Source organism: Ewingella americana (assembly GCF_006438725.1).
GTDB lineage: Bacteria > Pseudomonadota > Gammaproteobacteria > Enterobacterales > Enterobacteriaceae > Ewingella > Ewingella americana_A.
Window position 1 is genome coordinate 41933 of record NZ_RCZD01000012.1, and the last position, 19085, is coordinate 61017.

At 53.0% G+C, this 19085-nt stretch carries 21 protein-coding genes; 9 read left to right on the forward strand and 12 right to left on the reverse strand.

Features of this window, described 5'->3' with window-relative positions; genetic code table 11:
• Nucleotides 1–103 precede the first annotated feature (103 nt).
• A complete protein-coding gene (locus tag EAH77_RS19565) occupies nucleotides 104–418 on the forward strand; it encodes a DUF2756 domain-containing protein (protein ID WP_140474496.1) in 315 nt (104 codons plus the stop codon).
• Nucleotides 419–447: 29 nt separating this feature from the next.
• Here the strand turns inward: EAH77_RS19565 and EAH77_RS19570 are convergent, their stop codons facing one another.
• Nucleotides 448–1377 carry a LysR family transcriptional regulator gene (locus EAH77_RS19570; RefSeq protein WP_140474497.1) on the reverse strand — a complete coding sequence of 310 codons (930 nt, stop codon included), beginning with the start codon at nucleotides 1375–1377 and terminating at the stop codon, nucleotides 448–450.
• 244 nt (nucleotides 1378–1621) lie between these two features.
• Between EAH77_RS19570 and EAH77_RS19575 the strand changes: the two genes are divergently transcribed.
• Genes EAH77_RS19575 through EAH77_RS19610 form a run of 8 tightly spaced genes read left to right on the forward strand, consistent with a single transcriptional unit; the run spans nucleotide 1622 to nucleotide 7584 of the window.
• The gene (locus EAH77_RS19575) at nucleotides 1622–2236 is read left to right on the forward strand and encodes a hypothetical protein (RefSeq protein WP_140474498.1); all 615 of its coding nucleotides are present in this window, start codon (nucleotides 1622–1624) and stop codon (nucleotides 2234–2236) included.
• Nucleotides 2237–2263: 27 nt separating this feature from the next.
• Nucleotides 2264–3043 carry an AfsA-related hotdog domain-containing protein gene (locus EAH77_RS19580; protein WP_140474499.1) on the forward strand — a complete coding sequence of 260 codons (780 nt, stop codon included), beginning with the start codon at nucleotides 2264–2266 and terminating at the stop codon, nucleotides 3041–3043.
• Nucleotides 3036–3869: a hypothetical protein gene (locus EAH77_RS19585; RefSeq protein ID WP_140474500.1), complete on the forward strand. Its 834-nt coding sequence runs from the start codon at nucleotides 3036–3038 to the stop codon at nucleotides 3867–3869. Before EAH77_RS19580 ends, EAH77_RS19585 begins: the two co-directional genes overlap by 8 nt.
• A gap of 9 nt (nucleotides 3870–3878) precedes the next feature.
• A complete protein-coding gene (locus EAH77_RS19590) occupies nucleotides 3879–4109 on the forward strand; it encodes a tautomerase family protein (protein ID WP_140474501.1) in 231 nt (76 codons plus the stop codon).
• Nucleotides 4106–4780 carry an HAD family hydrolase gene (locus EAH77_RS19595; RefSeq protein ID WP_140474502.1) on the forward strand — a complete coding sequence of 225 codons (675 nt, stop codon included), beginning with the start codon at nucleotides 4106–4108 and terminating at the stop codon, nucleotides 4778–4780. Before EAH77_RS19590 ends, EAH77_RS19595 begins: the two co-directional genes overlap by 4 nt.
• 8 nt (nucleotides 4781–4788) lie before the next feature.
• Nucleotides 4789–6003, forward strand: coding sequence for an MFS transporter (locus tag EAH77_RS19600; RefSeq protein WP_140474503.1), 1215 nt, complete (start codon nucleotides 4789–4791; stop codon nucleotides 6001–6003).
• Nucleotides 6000–6392, forward strand: coding sequence for a carboxymuconolactone decarboxylase family protein (locus tag EAH77_RS19605; protein ID WP_140474504.1), 393 nt, complete (start codon nucleotides 6000–6002; stop codon nucleotides 6390–6392). Before EAH77_RS19600 ends, EAH77_RS19605 begins: the two co-directional genes overlap by 4 nt.
• Nucleotides 6393–6405: 13 nt before the next feature.
• Nucleotides 6406–7584 carry an acetyl-CoA C-acetyltransferase gene (locus tag EAH77_RS19610; RefSeq protein ID WP_140474505.1) on the forward strand — a complete coding sequence of 393 codons (1179 nt, stop codon included), beginning with the start codon at nucleotides 6406–6408 and terminating at the stop codon, nucleotides 7582–7584.
• 73 nt (nucleotides 7585–7657) lie between these two features.
• Here the strand turns inward: EAH77_RS19610 and EAH77_RS19615 are convergent, their stop codons facing one another.
• The 11 genes from EAH77_RS19615 to livH form a co-directional block, all read right to left on the reverse strand.
• Nucleotides 7658–8656 (reverse strand): aldo/keto reductase, encoded by a 999-nt coding sequence (locus EAH77_RS19615; protein WP_140474506.1) that lies wholly within the window; start codon nucleotides 8654–8656, stop codon nucleotides 7658–7660.
• A gap of 144 nt (nucleotides 8657–8800) precedes the next feature.
• Nucleotides 8801–9541, reverse strand: coding sequence for a glycerophosphodiester phosphodiesterase (gene ugpQ / locus EAH77_RS19620; RefSeq protein ID WP_140474507.1), 741 nt, complete (start codon nucleotides 9539–9541; stop codon nucleotides 8801–8803).
• A 3-nt stretch (nucleotides 9542–9544) separates the two neighbouring features.
• Entirely contained in the window at nucleotides 9545–10618 is a 1074-nt protein-coding gene (locus tag EAH77_RS19625; RefSeq protein ID WP_140474508.1) for a sn-glycerol-3-phosphate import ATP-binding protein UgpC, read from the reverse strand.
• 6 nt (nucleotides 10619–10624) lie between these two features.
• Nucleotides 10625–11470 carry a sn-glycerol-3-phosphate ABC transporter permease UgpE gene (ugpE, locus tag EAH77_RS19630; RefSeq protein ID WP_140474509.1) on the reverse strand — a complete coding sequence of 282 codons (846 nt, stop codon included), beginning with the start codon at nucleotides 11468–11470 and terminating at the stop codon, nucleotides 10625–10627.
• Nucleotides 11467–12354 (reverse strand): sn-glycerol-3-phosphate ABC transporter permease UgpA, encoded by an 888-nt coding sequence (ugpA, locus tag EAH77_RS19635; protein WP_140474510.1) that lies wholly within the window; start codon nucleotides 12352–12354, stop codon nucleotides 11467–11469. The genes ugpE and ugpA overlap by 4 nt, the downstream gene beginning before the upstream one ends.
• Before the next feature lie 169 nt (nucleotides 12355–12523).
• Nucleotides 12524–13840 (reverse strand): sn-glycerol-3-phosphate ABC transporter substrate-binding protein UgpB, encoded by a 1317-nt coding sequence (ugpB, locus tag EAH77_RS19640; protein WP_140474511.1) that lies wholly within the window; start codon nucleotides 13838–13840, stop codon nucleotides 12524–12526.
• Nucleotides 13841–14043: 203 nt separating this feature from the next.
• A complete protein-coding gene (locus tag EAH77_RS19645; protein ID WP_140474512.1) occupies nucleotides 14044–15231 on the reverse strand; it encodes a PLP-dependent aminotransferase family protein in 1188 nt (395 codons plus the stop codon).
• 132 nt (nucleotides 15232–15363) lie between these two features.
• Complete coding sequence (livF, locus tag EAH77_RS19650) at nucleotides 15364–16065, reverse strand: high-affinity branched-chain amino acid ABC transporter ATP-binding protein LivF (RefSeq protein ID WP_140474513.1); 702 nt, start codon at nucleotides 16063–16065, stop codon at nucleotides 15364–15366.
• 13 nt (nucleotides 16066–16078) lie between these two features.
• A complete protein-coding gene (livG, locus tag EAH77_RS19655; protein ID WP_140474514.1) occupies nucleotides 16079–16849 on the reverse strand; it encodes a high-affinity branched-chain amino acid ABC transporter ATP-binding protein LivG in 771 nt (256 codons plus the stop codon).
• The gene (locus tag EAH77_RS19660) at nucleotides 16846–18135 is read right to left on the reverse strand and encodes a high-affinity branched-chain amino acid ABC transporter permease LivM (RefSeq protein WP_140474515.1); all 1290 of its coding nucleotides are present in this window, start codon (nucleotides 18133–18135) and stop codon (nucleotides 16846–16848) included. Before EAH77_RS19660 ends, livG begins: the two co-directional genes overlap by 4 nt.
• The gene (livH, locus tag EAH77_RS19665; protein WP_140474516.1) at nucleotides 18132–19058 is read right to left on the reverse strand and encodes a high-affinity branched-chain amino acid ABC transporter permease LivH; all 927 of its coding nucleotides are present in this window, start codon (nucleotides 19056–19058) and stop codon (nucleotides 18132–18134) included. Before livH ends, EAH77_RS19660 begins: the two co-directional genes overlap by 4 nt.
• Between the last annotated feature and the right edge of the window lie 27 nt (nucleotides 19059–19085).

Below are 19085 nucleotides of genomic sequence, written 5' to 3' on the forward strand. Positions count from 1 at the left end.
CAATGAGAGCCAGGACACGCTTTAAGCGTTACGTGCTGCGAACCTCCACGATGTGCGCTTCTATAGCGTAAACTTAAGCAATGACTGAATGGAGGGTACTCTGATGAAACATGTTTATGGACTCTTGGCCCTAATGCCGCTGATTTTCGCCGTACACGCCACAGCGGCCAATACGATCCCACCGCCGGACCGTGCACAGCAGTTGTTAAATAATCCCTCACAACAACGGATGCAACAGCAGCAGCAAAACAACTCACAACTGCAACAGCGCCAGTTGCAGCAGGGGATAACCAACAGCCAGCAGCAGGAACAACTCAGGCTGCGCTCGCAGATCCAAAACGATCAGCAGCGCCTGCAAACCCAACAGCTGAATCAGAACAATCAGCAGCTAAATCAGAAATTGAATCAGACGCCGTAAAGGCGTCTTTTCATCCGGTTCTGCCTGGTTTAAACCCGTTCAGATTGCTCTTCGGGGGCCAGCGGTATCAACTGCTCCACGGCTCTGAGGACATTTTCGCGCTGCTCATTTTTGCGTACCACTAAATAGACATCAATATTCAACTGCCGGGCCGTCCGCGCCTCCAGCTTGCGATAACACAACCCTTCACGCATCGACAAACACATGGATTCAGGCATCAACGCCATCCCTTTTCCACGGGCCACATTCGCCAGCGTCAGCAAAGAGTCATCCGGTTCTGATTTCCGCTTGAGGGTAAAAGGCAGCTTTTCAAAAAATGCTTCGCACTTATCATAAAAGCTGGGGTTTGCGCTGCGGCTGAACCAATACAGTGGCAAATCAGCCACATCCTGCAATGAGAGGCTGTCCTTAATACTGGCCGGGTGTGATGAAGGCAAGGCCAGCATCAGAGGCTCGCGATGCAACCAGCGGAAATCGAATTCGTCATCATTACTGGAAGATTTCTCCCCGGTTAGCGCGATATCCAAATTTCCACGGCCGAGGATTTGTAATAACTGCTTGGACGTCAGCTGATAAGAAGAAACATCATCAGCATCAATCAGTTTTTCCAGATGTGCGTTAATGGTGGGAATTAACGTGAAATCCAACGTTCGGGTCACGCCAATTTTGACGGTCCCACTTTCTACTTTAAGACTTTTGACCAATTGTGAAAGTTGTTCAATCAGTTGCATGGCCTGAGTCTGTAACCGCATGCCTTCCTCAGTTAAGTGAACCTGATGAGTATTACGGGTAAAAAGATGGCAACCAATCACGTCCTCAAGGCACTGAATCTGTCGGGTCAGCGGGGGCTGAGTCATTCGCATTCGTTCAGCGGCCCGCCGAAAATTCAGTTCATGAGCAACCGCAACGAAGCATTGTAATTGCTTGATTGTAGGCAGTTTTTCGTTGAAATAATTCAATGCATAGCTCCCGCGCCATTTTCCCTGGATCCAGAGAGAAAGAGGGAATAGTCAACATCAGAAAAACAACCTGTCCAGGTGTCAGTTAAGGTAGAAAGAGTGCTGTTAAGTAGGTTACCCGAACCAATCATCACTTTCCATAACATGTGTGATACCAAATCTATATTACAAAAGTAACAATTCTCTAAAAAGAGCGAATTGATATTGTGATGTCTCTCACACACGTTCCTATAGAGGCTTTACTATGTCAGCTAAATATGTACTCATCTCGCGCTTCCCGTTGAAAACCAATACTGATAAAACGCTTTTCTCTTCATTAAATAATAGCGATAGCAAAAAATATTTTTTCTCCGACGAACAGGGCATCAATGAATTATTGGAGCTGCGTGCTTTCAGTTCAATTGCTGACATTGAAAGTCAGGAAGGTGAATTAGAAGAAGCATTTAAAACATTCGCTAAAGTGCTTGCCGGTGATGTCCGCCGCGAGTTAGTTAAATATGTTGAAGCCCCGATCGACTCCACGGATGATTTGCCAGCGACTGAATATGTACAACTGCGCCATGTTGAAGTCCCTGCAGAGAATTACAGTCAGTATCGTCAATGGCGTGACGAGACCATTTTCAATGTAGTTCGTGACAACAAAGATAAGATCGTCAGCTTTGGTGCTTATCATTCATTGATCAGTGGCCAGCCTGGCGTGATGTTTATCTCCGCATTCAATGGTAATAAAGAAGCCTATAAAGAAGCATTCACCAACGAGCGCTACCAGACAATTATCCAACAAGCAGGGGATAATTACATCACTGGCGGGAACGAGGGGCTTTATACCCGGTTCTATCGTTCAATTTCGGGTTGTTGATGTTTTCTCCTATGATAGGAAATAATCATGACTAAAAGAATCATTGTCGTTGGCGACAAATTTAGCGAGTTTTCTAACGGAAAAGATGTTGTTACAATTAGTCAGTTAGATCTCATCACCCAAATACCCGCACATATCATTGATACGGACAGTCATTTTATTGTAGGCCAAGGTGTTCGTGATGATTATGCCGGCAAGGTATTGGATAATCAGCGCCGAAATAAAAACCATGAGAACAAACTCGATTTAACCGAATTACAGCAACTGACTACTTCTGCCAAAAATGCACATTCACATAAGAAAATGTACCATAACACCTTAATTGGCATGGCAGAAAGGGTTGAAGAGGATTCATTTGCGCTCCCGTTATTAATTGATGAGCGTTGCGAGTTGATGGCTGACCATCAGACAGGTCAGCATATTCAGGGAATGATATTAGTTGAGGCTTGCCGCCAGACGTTTATTGCCATTACGGAAGAGTTTTACATGGCCGGGCAAGTGGGCAAGTCCTATTACGTTATTAATGACATGAATATTAAATTTGATAATTTTCTTTTTCCACTTCCGGCGCTGGTTAATTATGAGTTGCTGGAAAAAGATATTAATGAAAGAAGATCGCGCTTTAAGGCCACGATTCGAATATCTCAGCACACCACGTTATGTGCAACGATGTCAGTCGCGTTCACCGTTTATCCCTCAAGCGTGATCAGTGAGAAGGAAGGGTTATTAGCCACGGACATGACCCACTCCATTTTACAGTCACAAATAACACACACGTTAGTGTCTGACGGGAGCACACATGTCTAAACCAAACGGCCAACATTATACTCTGGCCGTGACCACGCAGGGGCCGCTTTACCCCCCTGCGGAGGTCGTGGACGCACAGGGGAATTTTGTTGTTATCGGTCAGATCTCAACGCACGCCGGCATTGCCTGGGGTGGCGCGATTGTGGATAAGAACAGTCCACTCCCGCCGTTTGGCCAGGTAAAACCTTATACTATTATTCATAATATTAGTGAGTTAACAGAAGATCAACTGGCCGAAATTACGCTTTACACCCTGCCATTGCCTCTTCCTCTGAATAACTACCCGATGCTGTTTGCCCCGGAACAAAGACCGCAGGCAGCACAGGATCAGCGGCCAGCCCGACCGCTGCATGAAGGGTATATCGCAGATTTTCGCCCGGCAGATGGCCGAAGGAAATTGCCGGCCATCACACTGGCAGACTGGGTTAAAGCTCAGGGCGAACTCGTCGTGACGTTGAGTGAAGATAAACGTTCCGCACGCTTTGATTTTATATTTAAAAATCTACTCCCTGACAGTCTGTATACCGTGATGAGTTTAAGGGAAAGAGATCTTGCCCCGGAGCAACCGAGCAGACCTGGCCCGTTAGGTATTCCAAACGTATTTATTACCGATGCACAAGGCAATGCGACCTATTGGGCTGAACTGCCCAATCCCTTTCCTGCCACGGGCAATGCGCGAAATCGGGTAATTAATGTTGTGGTGCTATTTATGAGCAGCCAACAAAGTTATGGCGGTGCAATCGGCCTGTATGGTTTGGGTGGGGATATTCATGCTCATCTAAAATTACCGACATTATCTTTCAGTGAATTAAATACCTCTGAATAAGGAAAGACTATGCCATTTGTACAAATCACCACCTGGAAAATGAATGATGAGGCTAAAGTTAAAAAATTAGTCGAGGACATCACCCATGCCATTCATCTGCACTGCGGCGCACCTCTGGATAAAATATCCGTGGTGATCAGCGAATTATCCCCTTCCCGCTGGTCAGATGCCGGGATATTAGGCAGTGATGAAACATTCCCTACCCAAAGTCGTAGGAAAAATTATGAGGAGAAGCTGTGAAATCGGCAGCTGCTTTTTTTGATGTGGATGAAACATTGATAAAAATGAAAAGCATGTTCCATTTTTATCAATACTGGAGCGATGTTTGCCAGTGGCAGGAAAAACATCAGCATTTTACCGAGAGATTCAGGCACGCATTATCGGCAGGCACCGCCAGAGAAGAGCTTAATCGGATGTATTATCGCGAATTTGCTGGCGTCAATATCAATGACCTTAACCGTGTGGGAGAGAACTGGTTCAACAACTTCTTGCAGCACGATGAGGCTTATATTTCGAGTGCAGTCGATGCGCTTCGTCAACATAAGTCGCTCGGGTATGTGACGGTATTTATCTCTGGTTCAATGCTGCCTATTTTGAAACCGCTCGGAGAGCATCTCGGCGTTGACGCCATACTCAGCGCGCCGCTGCTGATTAATAGCAGCGGAATATTAACCGGCGAAATTGGTGAGCCACAGACCATTGGCCGTGGGAAACAGCGAGCATTATTAGAATTTAGCCAAAAAAACACGATTAACCTCACAAAGAGTTATGCCTATGGCGATGATCTTTCAGATATTCCGATGTTGGAAGTAACAGGCTATCCCGTATGTGTCGGAGCAGATTCAAAACTTGCTGAATATGCGCTTCAGAATAAATGGACCATTCTTGAACAGAATGTTCCAGCAACGTAAGGAATATTATGAATATCTCACATCATGACCATCCGCCGCTGAGTCTGCAAACATGGCTGGCACTGATTATTCTCGCGCTTTCTACGTTTACCATCGTTACCACGGAATTAGCACCAATTGGCCTGTTAACCCCCATGGCAAAGGGCTTACATCAGTCTGAATCGATGATTGGTTTGACCGTCACGCTGTATGCCTGGGTTGGGGCGATCAGCGCCCTGCTCTCTTCGCTGTTTCTGGGCAATCTGCCGAAGAAAATGCTGTTGCTGGTGTTGACCTTGATTATCTTAGTTTCCAACAGCCTATGTGCATCGGTTGACAGCTATTCATGGTTGCTGGCGGCCAGGGTCATTGGTGCACTCGCACACGGCGCGTTTTGGGCAATGATCGGGGCTACCGCCGTTTCGATGGTTCCTGCGCGGTATATCGGCGTAGCAACCTCGGTGGTTTTTGGTGGCGTCTCTGCCGCCAGCGTATTTGGTGTGCCGCTTTCAAACTATATCGGCCTTAATCTCGGCTGGCGTCCGGCCTTCTGGCTGATGTCATTACTCAGCGTGATCGCTTTTTTCGGTATCGCCCTGATTGTACCGAAAGTGAAAAGCAGCAGCACGCTGGGGCTTGATGCTCTGGGCCGGATATTACGCTCCGGCGCACTGTGGAAAATCTATGCTGCCACCCTGCTGGCGATCACTGCACACTTTGCCGCATTCACCTTCATCGAACCCTGGCTGCACAGCATTAACGCCGTATCTGCCAGCATGATCCCCGTCATGCTATTCGTTTTTGGTATCGCCGGTTTAGCGGGCAATTTTGTCACCGGTATGTTGATTGATAAATGGTTGAAACCTTTGGTATCGCTCTCCGTGGTGCTGATTGCCGCAACGCTGATCACCCTTGGACAATGGGGTGCAAACCTGGCTGCGGGCCAAATTCTGGCACTGATTGTGGTCTGGGGCCTGGCGGTTTCCGGTATTTTCGTCGGCTTCCAGACCTGGGTGTTGAGGCTGGCTGGCGACAACGCTTTCCCGGCGTCGGCCATCTACGTCTCTTTCTTTAATGGGGCGATTGGTTGTGGCGCACTGGCTGGCGCCTGGCTGGTCTCCACGCTGAGTATTCCTGTACTGATGAGCATTGCTGGCGTGGCGATCGCTCTGTCATTACTTCTGGTCGCCATCATTCCGATAAAAGTTGAGCAGACATCCATTCTCTCCGGGGAGGCAGCATGAAATCAGGCAACACGTTAACCGAGCACGGCCGTTCGATTATGGACAAGTTAGAGCCAGGTCTGGCTGACAAAGTCACTTCACGTTTAAGTGAACTGGACAGCGACCTGCCAAAACTTATCACCGATTATGCCTTTGGAGCGGTGGTGGGACGTCCCGGCCTGGATCTCAAAACACGCGAGATGATCACCGTCGCCTCGCTCATCACGTTGGGAAACGCGCAGCCTCAGCTTGAACTGCACATGCGCGGTGCGATGAATGTCGGGGTGACCCAGGAAGAATTACTGGAGATTGTCATTCAAATGGCGGTTTATGCCGGTGTCCCTGCCTGTATGAATGCCCTCACGGCTTACCGCTTAGCCGTCGCGCAGTACCAGGCGCAGAACCATTAACAAAGGAAACACCATGATAGAAGTAGTGGTAGTCGCGGCAAAACGAACCGCAACGGGAAGTTTCCAGGGTGCACTGGCTGAGCAACCGGCAACCGCATTAGGCAGCGCCGTTATTAAGGCGCTGCTCGACGAAACCGGCATTCCGCCAGAGGCCATTGAGCAAGTCATCATGGGACAAGTTCTGAGCGCAGGCTGTGGCCAGAATCCAGCACGGCAAACCGCATTACTGGCAGGTCTGCCCGCCACCGTGAATGCGATGACCGTCAATAAAGTCTGTGGTTCAGGTCTGAAAGCCGTGCATCTGGCGATGCAGGCAATTCAGTGCGGCGAGGCTGAAGTGGTGATCGCCGGGGGGCAGGAAAATATGTCTCTGGCGCCGCATATTCTAAACGGTGCTCGTCAGGGGCTGCGCCTCGGTCACAGCGAGTTGAAGGACACGTTGGTTCACGACGGTTTGTGGGATGCCTTTCACCATATCCACATGGGCGTGACGGCGGAAAATGTCGCCCGCCAGTTCAACATCCCCCGCTCACGTCAGGATGAATACGCTGCCATTTCACATCAGCGGGCGTTAAAAGCACAACAGGCTGGGCATTTTCGCGACGAGATTGTGCCGTTTGAATCTGTCACCCGCAAAGGAGAAGTCACGGTATTTTCTCAGGATGAAGGACCGCGCGAAACCAGCTTCGACAAGTTATCTCAGTTGAAACCGGCATTCGAAAAAGCCGGTACCGTCACGGCAGGCAATGCCTCATCACTGAATGATGGCGCAGCGGCGATCCTACTCTGCAGCCGTGCAAAAGCCGAAAGCCTGGGCCTGGTACCACTGGCAACGCTCGGACACTTCACCAATACCGGTATTACACCTGAAATCATGGGGGCGGCACCGATTGACGCCATCCGCCGCTGTCTGGAAAAACAGCGTTGGGATGTCGCCGACGTTGAGGTGCTTGAGTCCAATGAGGCTTTCGCGGCCCAGGCCCTGGCCGTCCTTTCCGCACTGCATATTCATCCCGACCGCGTGAATCCTTATGGCGGGGCGATTGCGCTGGGTCACGCGATTGGCGCTTCCGGTTGCCGTATTTTGGTCACGCTGATCCACAATATGAAACGTAATGATTTACATAAAGGCGTGGCTGCTTTGTGTATCGGTGGTGGGGAAGGTGTGGCTCTGGCAGTACAACGTGATTGAAGGTTAAACGAGACAAAAAATGAAGGGCTGATAATTCAGCCCTTTTTTATTCCCTGCCGGTCAAGCTCCGCCGCTAAGCATTCACGCCTTTCATTCCTTCGAGACTGTAGCGCTCGCCTTTAATTTCAATGCTGTTTTTAAGCGCGTTAATAAACGCCACATCCTCTGGGCTTAACCTAATGTCAGCCGCACCGGCATTTTCCACCGCATACTGACTGTTTTTGGTGCCTGGGATCGGCACAATCTGATCATATTGCGCCAGAAGCCACGCCAGGGCGATTTGCCCCAATGTGCAGTGATACTTTTCGGCCAGGGGCTGAATAACATCCAGGATGCGGGTGTTGTACTTCATATTTTCATCACTGAAACGGGCGTTGTTTTTACGGAAATCACCCTCAGAGAAATGGCTGTTATTGAGGTATTTCCCGGTCAGGAAACCTCGTCCCAGCGGCGAATACGGCACCACGCCAATCCCCAGTTTGACGGCCATCGGCAGGATGTCCTGTTCAATATCACGCGTCCAGAGGGAATACTCGGTTTGCAACGCAGCGACCGGGTGAACACGATGAGCTTTTTCGAGCGTGGTCGCCGAAACCTCACACAGCCCCACATGAGCAATTTTACCCTCTTTCACCAGTTCGCTCAGGCAAGACATGCTCTCCTCAATAGAGGCATCAGGGTTGACGCGGTGCAGGTAGTAGAGATCAATGCGTTCCACGCCCAGACGCTGCAAAGACTCATGACAGCATTGGCGAATGTAATCAGGCTGGTTGTTGATGCTGCGTTCGTAGGTGGCGTCGGCCGGGCGGTCGATACCACATTTTGTGGCGATTTTTATCTGTTCACGCTGCGCACTTTTCAGCGTGGCCAGAAAATGTCCGATCAGGCGTTCGTTATGTCCACGGCCGTAGACATTAGCGGTATCGATCATGTTAACGCCGGTGTCGATCACCGTTTTCAATACCTCAAGGGAATGCGCATCTTTCGCTTCGCCGTAGAACTCACTGAGTCCCATTGCGCCAAAGCCCATCGCCGATACGCTCAACTCTCTACCTAATGTTCTTATTTGCATCTTCGTCTCTCCTCAGAATAAAAAGTGAGTATGAATCAAGGTCAGAACCGGGAGAATTCCAAAGATATTAATATAAGAAAGGTATCACCGGGATATCACAAAGAGGATATCCCGTTTTGCGGCTGGCGCTTTCAGGCGATGAACTCAGACAAAATCTGGCCCAATCACATCAATCTTATCCGTACAGATGCAATCCACGCCCCAGCCGAGCAGCTCGCGCGCACGTTCCGGTTTATTGACGGTATAAACCAGAATATGCAGCCCCGCGTCTTTGATCTCTTTGACCCGTTCGGCGGTCAGCACTTTGTGATTAAGGTGCAACGATGCACATTCCAGCGGGTCGGTCAGGGTTTTCCAGTCGTCACGCCACTCATCAATCAGTAACCCGCGCGGCAACTCAGGTGCCGCTTTTTTAGCGGCCACCAGCGCATCGAATTCGAACGAGGAGAGCAACGGCGGCGCAGAGTGATCTTTCCACAGCTCACGGGCGGCCAGCGCCACCTGGGTGCCGGTTTCAGTATCGGTGCCGGTGGTCGGTTTGATCTCGATGTTCGCCATCATGTTGTGCTGCGCACAGCGCTGTGCAACCTCTGCCAGCGTCGGCAGTTTCTCGCCTTTGAATGCCGCGCTGTACCAGCCACCGGCGTCCAGTTCGTGCAACTTGTTCCAGCTCAGTTCACCCGCCACGCCCCAGCCGTTGCTGGTGCGGTTTAGGGTGTCGTCATGCAACAAGAAAATTTCGCCGTCCTGCGCCAGTTTGGCGTCGAACTCAATCATGGTATGGCCGTATTTCGCGCCCATATCGATGGCGGCAAGGGTATTTTCCGGGGCCAGCGAACCGCCGCCGCGATGCGCCACAATCCGTGGATAAGGCCAGACTGACATGTTTTACTCCATTCGTGATCCGCTGTGTGAATCGAAAAAGTGTAGCGCGTTCGTCGGCAAAACCAAACGTAACTGTGTGCCCGGCTCCGGGCAATTTTCATGATTGAGCCGAACCACCACGCCACTGCCCGCCCATTTGCCGTGCGCCAGGTTATCGGCACCGAGCAACTCCAGCGTGGTGAGATTCAGCGGAATGCCGGTGTCCCGGTCGTCAGACAGCTGAATATGTTCCGGCCGGATGCCGACGGTCAGTTCACGCCCGCCCCACTCCGGGCGCGGTTTGCGAAGCGGCAGCTCGAAGCCGCCCTCCATCACCAGCGACGTACCGTCACTGGCAAGTATGCCCGGTAACAGGTTCATGGCCGGTGAGCCAATAAAGCTGGCAACAAACAGCGTGGCCGGACGGCGGTAGACTTCAGACGGCGTGCCGATCTGCTCGGCGACGCCTTTGTTCATCACGATCACCCGCTCGGCCAGCGTCATGGCTTCGACCTGGTCGTGCGTCACATACAAACTGGTGGTACGCAGGCGGCGGTGCAGCTGTTGCAGCTCGAGGCGCATCTGCACGCGCAGTTTGGCATCGAGATTCGACAGCGGCTCATCAAACAGGAATACCGCCGGTTCGCGCACAATCGCACGCCCCATGGCGACGCGCTGCCGCTGGCCGCCGGACAGTTCACGCGGTTTACGTTTGAGCAGCGGGCCGAGTTCCAGAATACGGGCCGCCTCTTCGACGCGGGCGTGGATCTGCGCTTTGCCGAACCCACGGATTTTCAGGCCATACGCCATATTGTCAAACACGCTCATATGCGGATAGAGCGCGTAGTTCTGGAATACCATGGCGATGCCGCGATCTTTCGGTTCCATCTCAGTAACGCGCTGATCGTTGATGTAAATATCGCCGCTGGTGGTGCGTTCCAGCCCGGCTACCATGCGCAACAGCGTGGATTTGCCACAGCCTGACGGGCCGACCATCACAATAAATTCACCGTCCGCGACGTCCAGATCGATGCTCTGGATGATCTGATTTTTGCCGTCGTAGGATTTGGTTACTGCCTGTAGTTTTAAATTAGCCATTTCGCATTACTTCTCACTGTCTACCAGACCGCGCACGAACCAGCGCTGCATCAGGAGCACCACCGCAAGCGGGGGCAATAAAGTCAAAATCATCGCTGCCATCACCTGATTCCACTGGGTGGAACCATCGCCGGAAGAGATCATACTTTTGATTCCCGCCACCGCCGTGCCCATGGAGGCGTCGCTGGTGATCAGGATCGGCCACAGATACTGGTTCCAGCCGTAGATAAAGGTGATGACAAACAGCGCCGCCAGATTGGTTTTCGACAACGGCAGCACGATATCCCAAAAAAAGCGCATCGGGCCCGCGCCGTCGATGCGCGCCGCTTCCAGCAGTTCATCCGGCAGGGTCATAAAGAACTGACGGAACAGGAACGTGGCGGTGGCCGAGGCCATCAGCGGCAGCGTCAGGCCGGTGTAGCTGTCGAGCATATTCAGATTGGCGATCACCTGGATGGTCGGAAAAATACGTACTTCCACCGGCAGCATCAGGGTGAGGAAAATCAGCCAGAAGAACAGGTTACGCAGCGGAAAACGGAAATAGACGATGGCGTAAGCCGACAGCATCGACACCGAAATTTTCCCGATGGTGATGACTATCGCCATGATAAAACTGTTGATCAGCATCCGGCCAAACGCCGGGCTGTTGTCGCCGACGCCCTGCGTCCAGATGGCGCGGATGTTATCCCACAGGTGTGATCCTGGGATCAGACTCATCGGCACTTCGTAAATCTGTTTGTTATCCAGCGATGCGGCCACAAACGCCACATACAGCGGAAACAGGATCACCAGCACCCCGAGGATAAGCATGATGTGGCTGAAAATATCCAGCCCTCTGCGGTTCTCAATCATTGGTAACGCACCTTACGTTCGACGAAGCGGAACTGAATAAACGTCAGGCCGCACACCAGCACCATCAATACCACCGACTGCGCCGCAGAACTGGAGAGATCCAGACCGGCGAAGCCTTCGCGATACACTTTATAAATCAGCGTGGTGGTGGCCTGCACCGGGCCGCCGCCGGTCGCGGCGTCGATCACCGGGAAGGTGTCGAAGAAGGCGTACACCAGATTAACCACCAGCAGGAAGAAACTGACCGGCGAAATCAGCGGCAGCACCAGGTTGAAGAAGCGCCGTACCGGGCCTGCGCCGTCAATGGCCGCCGCTTCCACCAGTGATTTAGGAATAGATTGCAGCGCGGCGAGAAAGAACAGGAAGTTGTAGCTGACCTGTTTCCACACCGACGCCAGCACTACCAGGAACATTGCCTGACCGCTGTTTTGCGCGTGGTTCCAGTTGTAGCCCATCGATCCGAGGAAATGGGTGATAAGACCGAGACCAGGGCTGAACAAAAACATCCACAGCACGGCGGCAACCGCAGGGGCTACGGCGTAAGGGAGAATCATCAGCGTCTGGTAAATCCGGCTGGCGCGCACCACGTGGTCCACCAGCGCGGCAAAAAACAGGGAAACGGCAAGGCCGATAAACGCCACCAGGAAACTGAATTTCAGGGTGGTGTAGAAAGACTCAAGGTAATACGGGTCCTGGAACAGCTGCTCGAAGTTGCTCAGCCCCACGAACTGGCTGGATAATCCGAACGGGTCGAGCGTCTGAACCGAATACCACAACGCCTGACCGGCAGGCCATAAAAAGAAAATTGCCGTGATCAGCAGTTGCGGCAGTACCAGTACATAGGGCAGCCAGCTACAACCAAAACCGGGGCGGTGTGAACTCATATTGGGTTACTCGTTAATGCGTTAAGACAAAAGGCAGGCCACTCCGAATGAGGCGTAGCGAGCGAAGCCAGACTGGGTGCGGACAGCGCGCAGCCCCCGGAGTGGACATAACGTCCATGAGGAGGGCGAGCACTGCCCCATCCCAGTCTGGCAAAGCGCAGTAGCCGACTTACTTAGTAGAAGCTTCGAAGCGACGCAGCAGCAGATTCCCGCGCTGAACTGCGGTGTCTAAGGCTTCTTTAGCGGTTTTCTTGCCACTCCAGACGCTTTCCAGCTCTTCATCCAGGATGGTACGAATCTGTGGCATGTTGCCCAGACGCATACCTTTGGTGAACGGTAACGGTGGCTTGTTCAACATCTGACGGGTTGCCACGTCGGAACCTGGGTTTTTATCGTAGAAGCCCTGCTGCTTAGTCAGCTCATACGCGGCGGTGGTGACTGGCAGATAACCGGTTTTCTGATGCCATTCAGCGGCAATCGCCGGTGTGGTCAGGAATTGCAGGAACTCAGCCACGCCTTTGTAGGTCTCTTTGTCTTTGCCGTTCATCACCCACAGGCTGGCACCGCCGATAATGGCGTTTTGTGGTGCGCCCTTCACGTCAGCGTCGTAAGGCATCATGCCTACGCCGTAGTTGAATTTGGCGTACTGGCGGATATCAGCCAGTGAACCGGACGACGCGGTGGTCATCGCGCAATCGCCGTTATAGAACTTGGCAGTGGATTCGTCTTTACGACCAAAATAGGTGAAATCACCTTTCTTGTTCATGTCTTGCAACATCTGAATATGTTTGATTTGTTCCGGTTTGTTGAACTCCAGAACCGCGTCAGTGCCATCAAACCCGTTGTTTTTGGTGGCAACCGGCAGGCCGTGCCAGGCGCTGAAGTTTTCAATTTGGATCCAACCCTGCCAGCCGCTGGCGTAACCACATTTCATGCCGGATTCACGCAGTTTTTCGGTGTAGGTTGCCATCTCCTGCCAGGTTTTTGGTGGCTGGTCCGGGTTCAGACCGGCTTTTTTGAAGGCATCTTTGTTGTAGTACAGCACCGGGGTGGAGCTGTTGAACGGCTGCGAAAGCAGGCGCCCTTTGGAATCGGAGTAGTAGCCGGAGACGGTCGGCACGAACTGGGCAACGTCTTGTTTGAGGCCCGCATCGGCGAACACTTCATAGACCGGTTTGATGGCTTTACTTGCCATCATGGTCGCCGTGCCCACTTCGTAGACCTGCAAAATAGCCGGGGCTTTACCGGTACGGTATGCGGCGATGCCAGCGGCCAGGCTTTCATCATATTTACCCTTGAATACCGGTACGATTTTGACGTCCGGGTGGGTCTGGTTAAAACGGTCGGCCAGAGAATTCACCTCTTTACCCAATTCGCCATCCATTGAGTGCCAGAAAGGAATTTCCGTAACCGCCATCGCCTGGGTGCTGAACGCGAATGCCAGTGCGATGCAAAGTGTCGTTTTTGTAACAGCGTGCTTAAGCATGCTTGTCTCCTGAAGAGGGCTGGTGTGATGTCGGTGGTGAAAGGATTTTTTGATTCGGGAGCTAACATGACATGTCTAAATGACAGAAAAATAAAGGTTAAATGACATTAAGGTTACAGAGACGTGAAGTGCAGGTGACGGAGAGATGGCAATTTTTACGGGGCCAGAACAAGGCGTATTGCGGGCGCAATACGCCGTAGAGATTATAAAGCGCGTTTCAAACGGGCAACCGCTTCCTGCATTTGTTCTTCAGTGGCCGTCGCAAATGACAAGCGGAAGGTCGAGTGATCGGGATTTTCGGCAAAGAAATACTCACCGGGAACAAATACCACACCCTGCTCCAGCGTCTTTTTCAGCCATTCGCTGCAATTGCGCGGCTCGCGGAATTTAGCCCACAGGAACATGCCCCCTTTCGGGTATTCAAACGTCAGTACATCACCCAGTTCGCTTTCCAGCAGTTGTGCCAGAACCTCACATTTTTTCTTGTAGGCGGCGCGGATTTTTTCGACCTGGGCCGCCATGCGGTTCAGCCCGAGATAGCATTCAGCCACCGATTGCGACAGTGCGCTGGCATGTAAGTCTGCGGCCTGCTTGATGATAGCCACATTACGCAGCAGCCAGGCGGGCATAATCACCCAGCCCAAACGCAGGCCAGGAGCCAGAATTTTAGAGAAGGTCGAGGTGTAAATGACGTTCTCAGCGTGGCCGTTAATCTCATGCGCCAACTGATACAGCGTTGGCTGGCGTTCATCAGTAAACCGCAGCTCGCCATAAGGGTCATCTTCAATGATCAGGAAGTGGTGTTCCGCCGCCAGTGTCACCAGTTGCTCGCGACGGGCGCGGCTCAGCGTCACGCCGCTCGGGTTGCCAAAGGTCGGCACCAGATAAACGCCTTTAATTTTTTGCGTTTGCAACAGTTCAGCCAGTTGGTCCACCAGCATGCCGTCCGCATCTGACCCGACCGTCACCATTTTCGCTTCGGCCAGTTCTAACGTTTGCAGCGCCGCCAGATAGGTTGGGCTTTCCACGACAATTACATCACCCGGATTGACCACCGCGCGCATCACCAGATCCAACGCCTGCTGGGAACCGGCGGTGACGACGATATCTTCCGCGCTGGCCAGTACGCCGCGCCCGGCACACAATTCAACAATGCCCTGACGCAACGTGTGGCTGCCTTCGGTCAAACCATACTGGAAAGCGTGTTCAGGCTGTTCGGTGATGGCCATTTGCGTCGCCAGCCTTAGCCCCTCGAAATCGAATAATGCCGCCGAAGGAATACCACCCGCCAGTGAAATAACGCCTTCCATTTTGCTTTGTTTCAGTAACTCCCGGATGGCCGAACTCTTGATCCGGGCCATGCGGTTGGCGAGTAAACCCTCTGTATTCATTACGGCTCCAAATGATGCGTAAAATTTAATGAAATGTTAATGGCAGTAATTTAAAGCAAAAATAAAAACCGCCAAGCGCCAGCCGTGCGGTTTTTTAAATGATAACGGTTTGCGGCTGATTATCGCCGGGTTTTATGCCCCAAGATAGGCACTGCGCACGGCTTCATTCGCCAGCAGCGCCGCTCCCGTGTCTTCCAGCACCACATGGCCGTTTTCCAACACATAGCCACGGTCGGCCAGTTTCAGCGCCTGGTTGGCGTTCTGCTCGACCAGGAAGATAGTCATGCCCTCTTCGCGCAGTTGCTGGATAGTGTCGAAAATCTGCTGGATGATGATCGGCGCCAGACCCAGCGACGGCTCGTCGAGCAGCAACAGGCGCGGCTGGCTCATCAGCGCACGGCCAATCGCCAGCATCTGCTGTTCACCACCAGACATGGTGCCGGAGCGCTGAGCACGGCGCTCTTTCAGCCGCGGGAAAAGCTCAAAAACCTTCACCAGCCGCGTCTGATACTGGTCGCGGGTAGCGAAGAAGCCGCCCATCGCCAGATTTTCTTCCACCGTCATGCGCGAGAATACCCGTCGGCCTTCCGGCACAATCGCGATATCGCCGCGCATGATTTTCGCCGTCGGCCACTGCGTGATGTCCTGGCTTTCGAACAGAATCGAGCCGTGGGAGGCGCGCGGTTCGCCGCATAAGCTGCCGAGCAGCGTGGTTTTACCCGCGCCGTTCGCGCCGATAAGCGTAACGATTTCGCCTTTGTTGATGTGCAGGCTGACCTCGTGCAGTGCCTGAATTTTGCCGTAGTGGGCGGATACCTGATTGAATGACAACATCGTGTTCTGTCCCTTAGCCTTCACCCAAATACGCACGGATCACGTCAGGATTGTTACGAATTTCAGCCGGAGTGCCCTGCGCCAGCGGCGTGCCCTGATTCACCACGTAGATGCGGTCCGAAATGCCCATCACCAGTTTCATGTCGTGCTCAATCAGCAACACGGAAACGTTGTGCTGGTTACGCAGTTCGGCAATCAGCTGATTCAGCTCTTCGGTTTCGCGCGGGTTCAGACCGGCAGCGGGTTCATCGAGCATCAGAATTTCAGGCCGGGTGACCATGCAGCGCACAATCTCCAGACGGCGCTGCTGGCCGTAAGCCAGATTACCCGCCTGACGGTTGGCCAGTTCGAGCAAACCGACGCGTTCGAGCCAGTCGGCGGCGCGGTCCAGGGCGTCAGCTTCAGCGCGGCGAAAACCCGGCGTTTTGAAAAGCCCTGCCAGGACGCCACTTTTCAGATGCTGATGCTGTGCCACCAGCAGGTTTTCGATCACCGTCATTTCGCGAAACAGGCGTACGTGCTGGAAAGTACGCACCATGCCCATACGGGCGATTTTCTGCCCCGGCAACCCTTCGAGATGCTGATCGCGTAGTTTGATGGTGCCGCCGCTCGGCTTATAGAAGCCGGTCAGACAGTTAAATACCGTGGTTTTACCGGCGCCGTTCGGGCCGATCAATGAAACGATTTCGCCCTGATTGAGGTTCAGTGCCACATTGTTGACCGCCAGCAGGCCGCCAAAACGCATCATCAGACCTTCAACGGTTAACAGAGGTTGCGTACTCATGCCTGTTCCCCCTGATCGGCGATCTGTTTCTTCGAAAGCTTCAGTTTAAGCTGCACACGTTTCATCGGCAGTAAGCCCTGCGGACGCCAAATCATCATCAATACCATCAGCGCACCGAGCAGTAACATGCTGTATTCATTCAGATCACGCATCAGCTCGCGGGAAACCACCAGCAGGATCGCCGCCAGGATCACCGCAAACTGCGAACCCATCCCACCCAGTACGACAATCGCCAGCACAAAGGCGGATTCAACAAAGGTAAAGGATTCCGGGCTGACAAAACCCTGACGTGCCGCGAACAGCGTACCGGCGAAACCGGCAAAAGCGGCGCTGATGGTGAATGCGGTCAGTTTGATGCGGGTCGGGTTCAGGCCCAGCGAGCGGCAGGCGATTTCATCCTCGCGCAAAGCTTCCCACGCCCTTCCCAGCGGCATACGCAGCAGGCGGTTGATGATGAACAGCGTGGCAATCACCAGCAGCAGCGCCACCATGTACAGGAAGATAATGCGGTCGCCGGGATCGTAGTTGAGGCCGAAGAAGTGGCTGAAGGTATCCCAGCCGCCGTCGCGCGGCGTGCGGCTGAACTCCAGCCCAAACAAGGTCGGTTTAGGGATCTGGCTGATACCGTTCGGACCACCGGTAATTTCAGTGTTGTTAAGCAGCAAAATACGCACGATCTCGCCGAAGCCAAGGGTCACGATGGCGAGATAGTCACCCCGCAGACGCAGCACCGGGAAACCGAGCAGGAAGCCAAACGCGGCAGACACCAGGCCAGCCAGTGGCAGAGCTTCCCAGAAACCTAATCCGTAATAGTGGTTGAGCAACGCGTAGGTGTAAGCGCCGATGGCATAGAAGCCGCCGTAACCTAACACCAGAAGGCCTGAGAGCCCCACCACGACGTTCAGACCAAGGCCGAGCATGATGTAGATGAGTGTCAGCGTGGCGATGTCCACGGTACCGCGAGAGACGATAAACGGCCAGGCGATGGCGGCGATGATCATCACCAACGCCAACAGTTTCTGTTTCGGCGTCGAACCGTCAAAACTTGGCAGTACCCAGCTCGGACCGGAGAGCTTCTTCAGTCCGTTGCTCATCATTGGGCGGAACAGCTGGAACACAAACACAATGGCGCAGCCGATGCCGATCCACATCCAGCGCACTTCACCGGCACCGTTGACCACCAGTTTCGTGCCATCGAGACCCAATTGCAGGCCCATGATGAACGAGGCAAGCACCAGTAATACAAAGGCCGATAACAGGGCATTGAACAGATTGAGGCGCTTCATACTTTCTCAACCTCTGGACGACCCAGGATCCCGGTCGGTAAGACCAGCAGTACCACAATCAGCAGCGCGAAGGAGACCACGTCTTTGTATTCGGTGCTGAGATAGGCCGAGGTGAGTGCTTCGGCAACCCCTAAAATCAGCCCGCCAATCATCGCGCCTGGAATACTGCCGATACCACCGAGAACAGCGGCGGTGAAAGCTTTCATCCCGGCCATAAAGCCGATGTACGGGTTGATAACACCGTAGAACTGGCCAAGCAACACGCCCGCCACGGCGGCCATTAAGGCGCCAATGACGAAGGTCAGGGAGATCACGCGGTCAGTGCTGATCCCCAGCAGGCTGGCCATTTTCAGGTCTTCAGCGCAGGCACGACAGGCGCGGCCCATGCGGGAATAGCGGATGAACAACGTCAGCGCCAGCATCGCTACAAAGGTGACGATCCAGATAATCAGCTGCATGGTGGAAATGGTTGCCGCAAAACCGTTGGCCACGCCGAGCGTCCACTGGCCGGTGACCAGACTTGGCAGCGCTAAATCGCGCGAGCCCTGGGTCAGGCTGACGTAGTTTTGCAGGAATATCGACATCCCGATGGCGGAAATCAGCGCAATCAGGCGCTTGGAGTTGCGCACTGGCTTGTATGCCACGCGCTCAATGCTCCAGCCATAGGCGCTGGAAATGACAATCGCGGCAATGAATCCGGCACCGATCAGCAACCAGCTGGCATCGATACCCATCATCATCAGGGCCGCAATCACAATAAAGGAGACATAGCTGCCGATCATATACACCTCGCCGTGGGCGAAGTTGATCATGCCGATAATGCCGTAAACCATGGTGTAACCGATGGCAATCAGCGCATAGGTACTGCCCAACGTCACGCCGTTGAACATCTGCTGAAGGAAATATAAGAACTGCTCTGACATACCCTATCCTTTTACATCAAGGGGGTT

Excerpts from the sequence above, each read along its gene's own strand:
- EAH77_RS19565 (WP_140474496.1), top strand. The coding sequence starts at position 104 with ATGAAACATGTTTATGGACTCTTGGCCCTAATGCCGCTGATTTTCGCC.
- EAH77_RS19575 (WP_140474498.1), top strand. The coding sequence starts at position 1,622 with ATGTCAGCTAAATATGTACTCATCTCGCGCTTCCCGTTGAAAACCAAT.
- EAH77_RS19580 (WP_140474499.1), top strand. The coding sequence starts at position 2,264 with ATGACTAAAAGAATCATTGTCGTTGGCGACAAATTTAGCGAGTTTTCT.
- EAH77_RS19585 (WP_140474500.1), top strand. The coding sequence starts at position 3,036 with ATGTCTAAACCAAACGGCCAACATTATACTCTGGCCGTGACCACGCAG.
- EAH77_RS19590 (WP_140474501.1), top strand. The coding sequence starts at position 3,879 with ATGCCATTTGTACAAATCACCACCTGGAAAATGAATGATGAGGCTAAA.
- EAH77_RS19600 (WP_140474503.1), top strand. The coding sequence starts at position 4,789 with ATGAATATCTCACATCATGACCATCCGCCGCTGAGTCTGCAAACATGG.
- EAH77_RS19605 (WP_140474504.1), top strand. The coding sequence starts at position 6,000 with ATGAAATCAGGCAACACGTTAACCGAGCACGGCCGTTCGATTATGGAC.
- EAH77_RS19610 (WP_140474505.1), top strand. The coding sequence starts at position 6,406 with ATGATAGAAGTAGTGGTAGTCGCGGCAAAACGAACCGCAACGGGAAGT.
- EAH77_RS19615 (WP_140474506.1), bottom strand. The coding sequence starts at position 8,656 with ATGCAAATAAGAACATTAGGTAGAGAGTTGAGCGTATCGGCGATGGGC.
- ugpQ (WP_140474507.1), bottom strand. The coding sequence starts at position 9,541 with ATGTCAGTCTGGCCTTATCCACGGATTGTGGCGCATCGCGGCGGCGGT.
- EAH77_RS19625 (WP_140474508.1), bottom strand. The coding sequence starts at position 10,618 with ATGGCTAATTTAAAACTACAGGCAGTAACCAAATCCTACGACGGCAAA.
- ugpE (WP_140474509.1), bottom strand. The coding sequence starts at position 11,470 with ATGATTGAGAACCGCAGAGGGCTGGATATTTTCAGCCACATCATGCTT.
- ugpA (WP_140474510.1), bottom strand. The coding sequence starts at position 12,354 with ATGAGTTCACACCGCCCCGGTTTTGGTTGTAGCTGGCTGCCCTATGTA.
- ugpB (WP_140474511.1), bottom strand. The coding sequence starts at position 13,840 with ATGCTTAAGCACGCTGTTACAAAAACGACACTTTGCATCGCACTGGCA.
- EAH77_RS19645 (WP_140474512.1), bottom strand. The coding sequence starts at position 15,231 with ATGAATACAGAGGGTTTACTCGCCAACCGCATGGCCCGGATCAAGAGT.
- livF (WP_140474513.1), bottom strand. The coding sequence starts at position 16,065 with ATGTTGTCATTCAATCAGGTATCCGCCCACTACGGCAAAATTCAGGCA.
- livG (WP_140474514.1), bottom strand. The coding sequence starts at position 16,849 with ATGAGTACGCAACCTCTGTTAACCGTTGAAGGTCTGATGATGCGTTTT.
- EAH77_RS19660 (WP_140474515.1), bottom strand. The coding sequence starts at position 18,135 with ATGAAGCGCCTCAATCTGTTCAATGCCCTGTTATCGGCCTTTGTATTA.
- livH (WP_140474516.1), bottom strand. The coding sequence starts at position 19,058 with ATGTCAGAGCAGTTCTTATATTTCCTTCAGCAGATGTTCAACGGCGTG.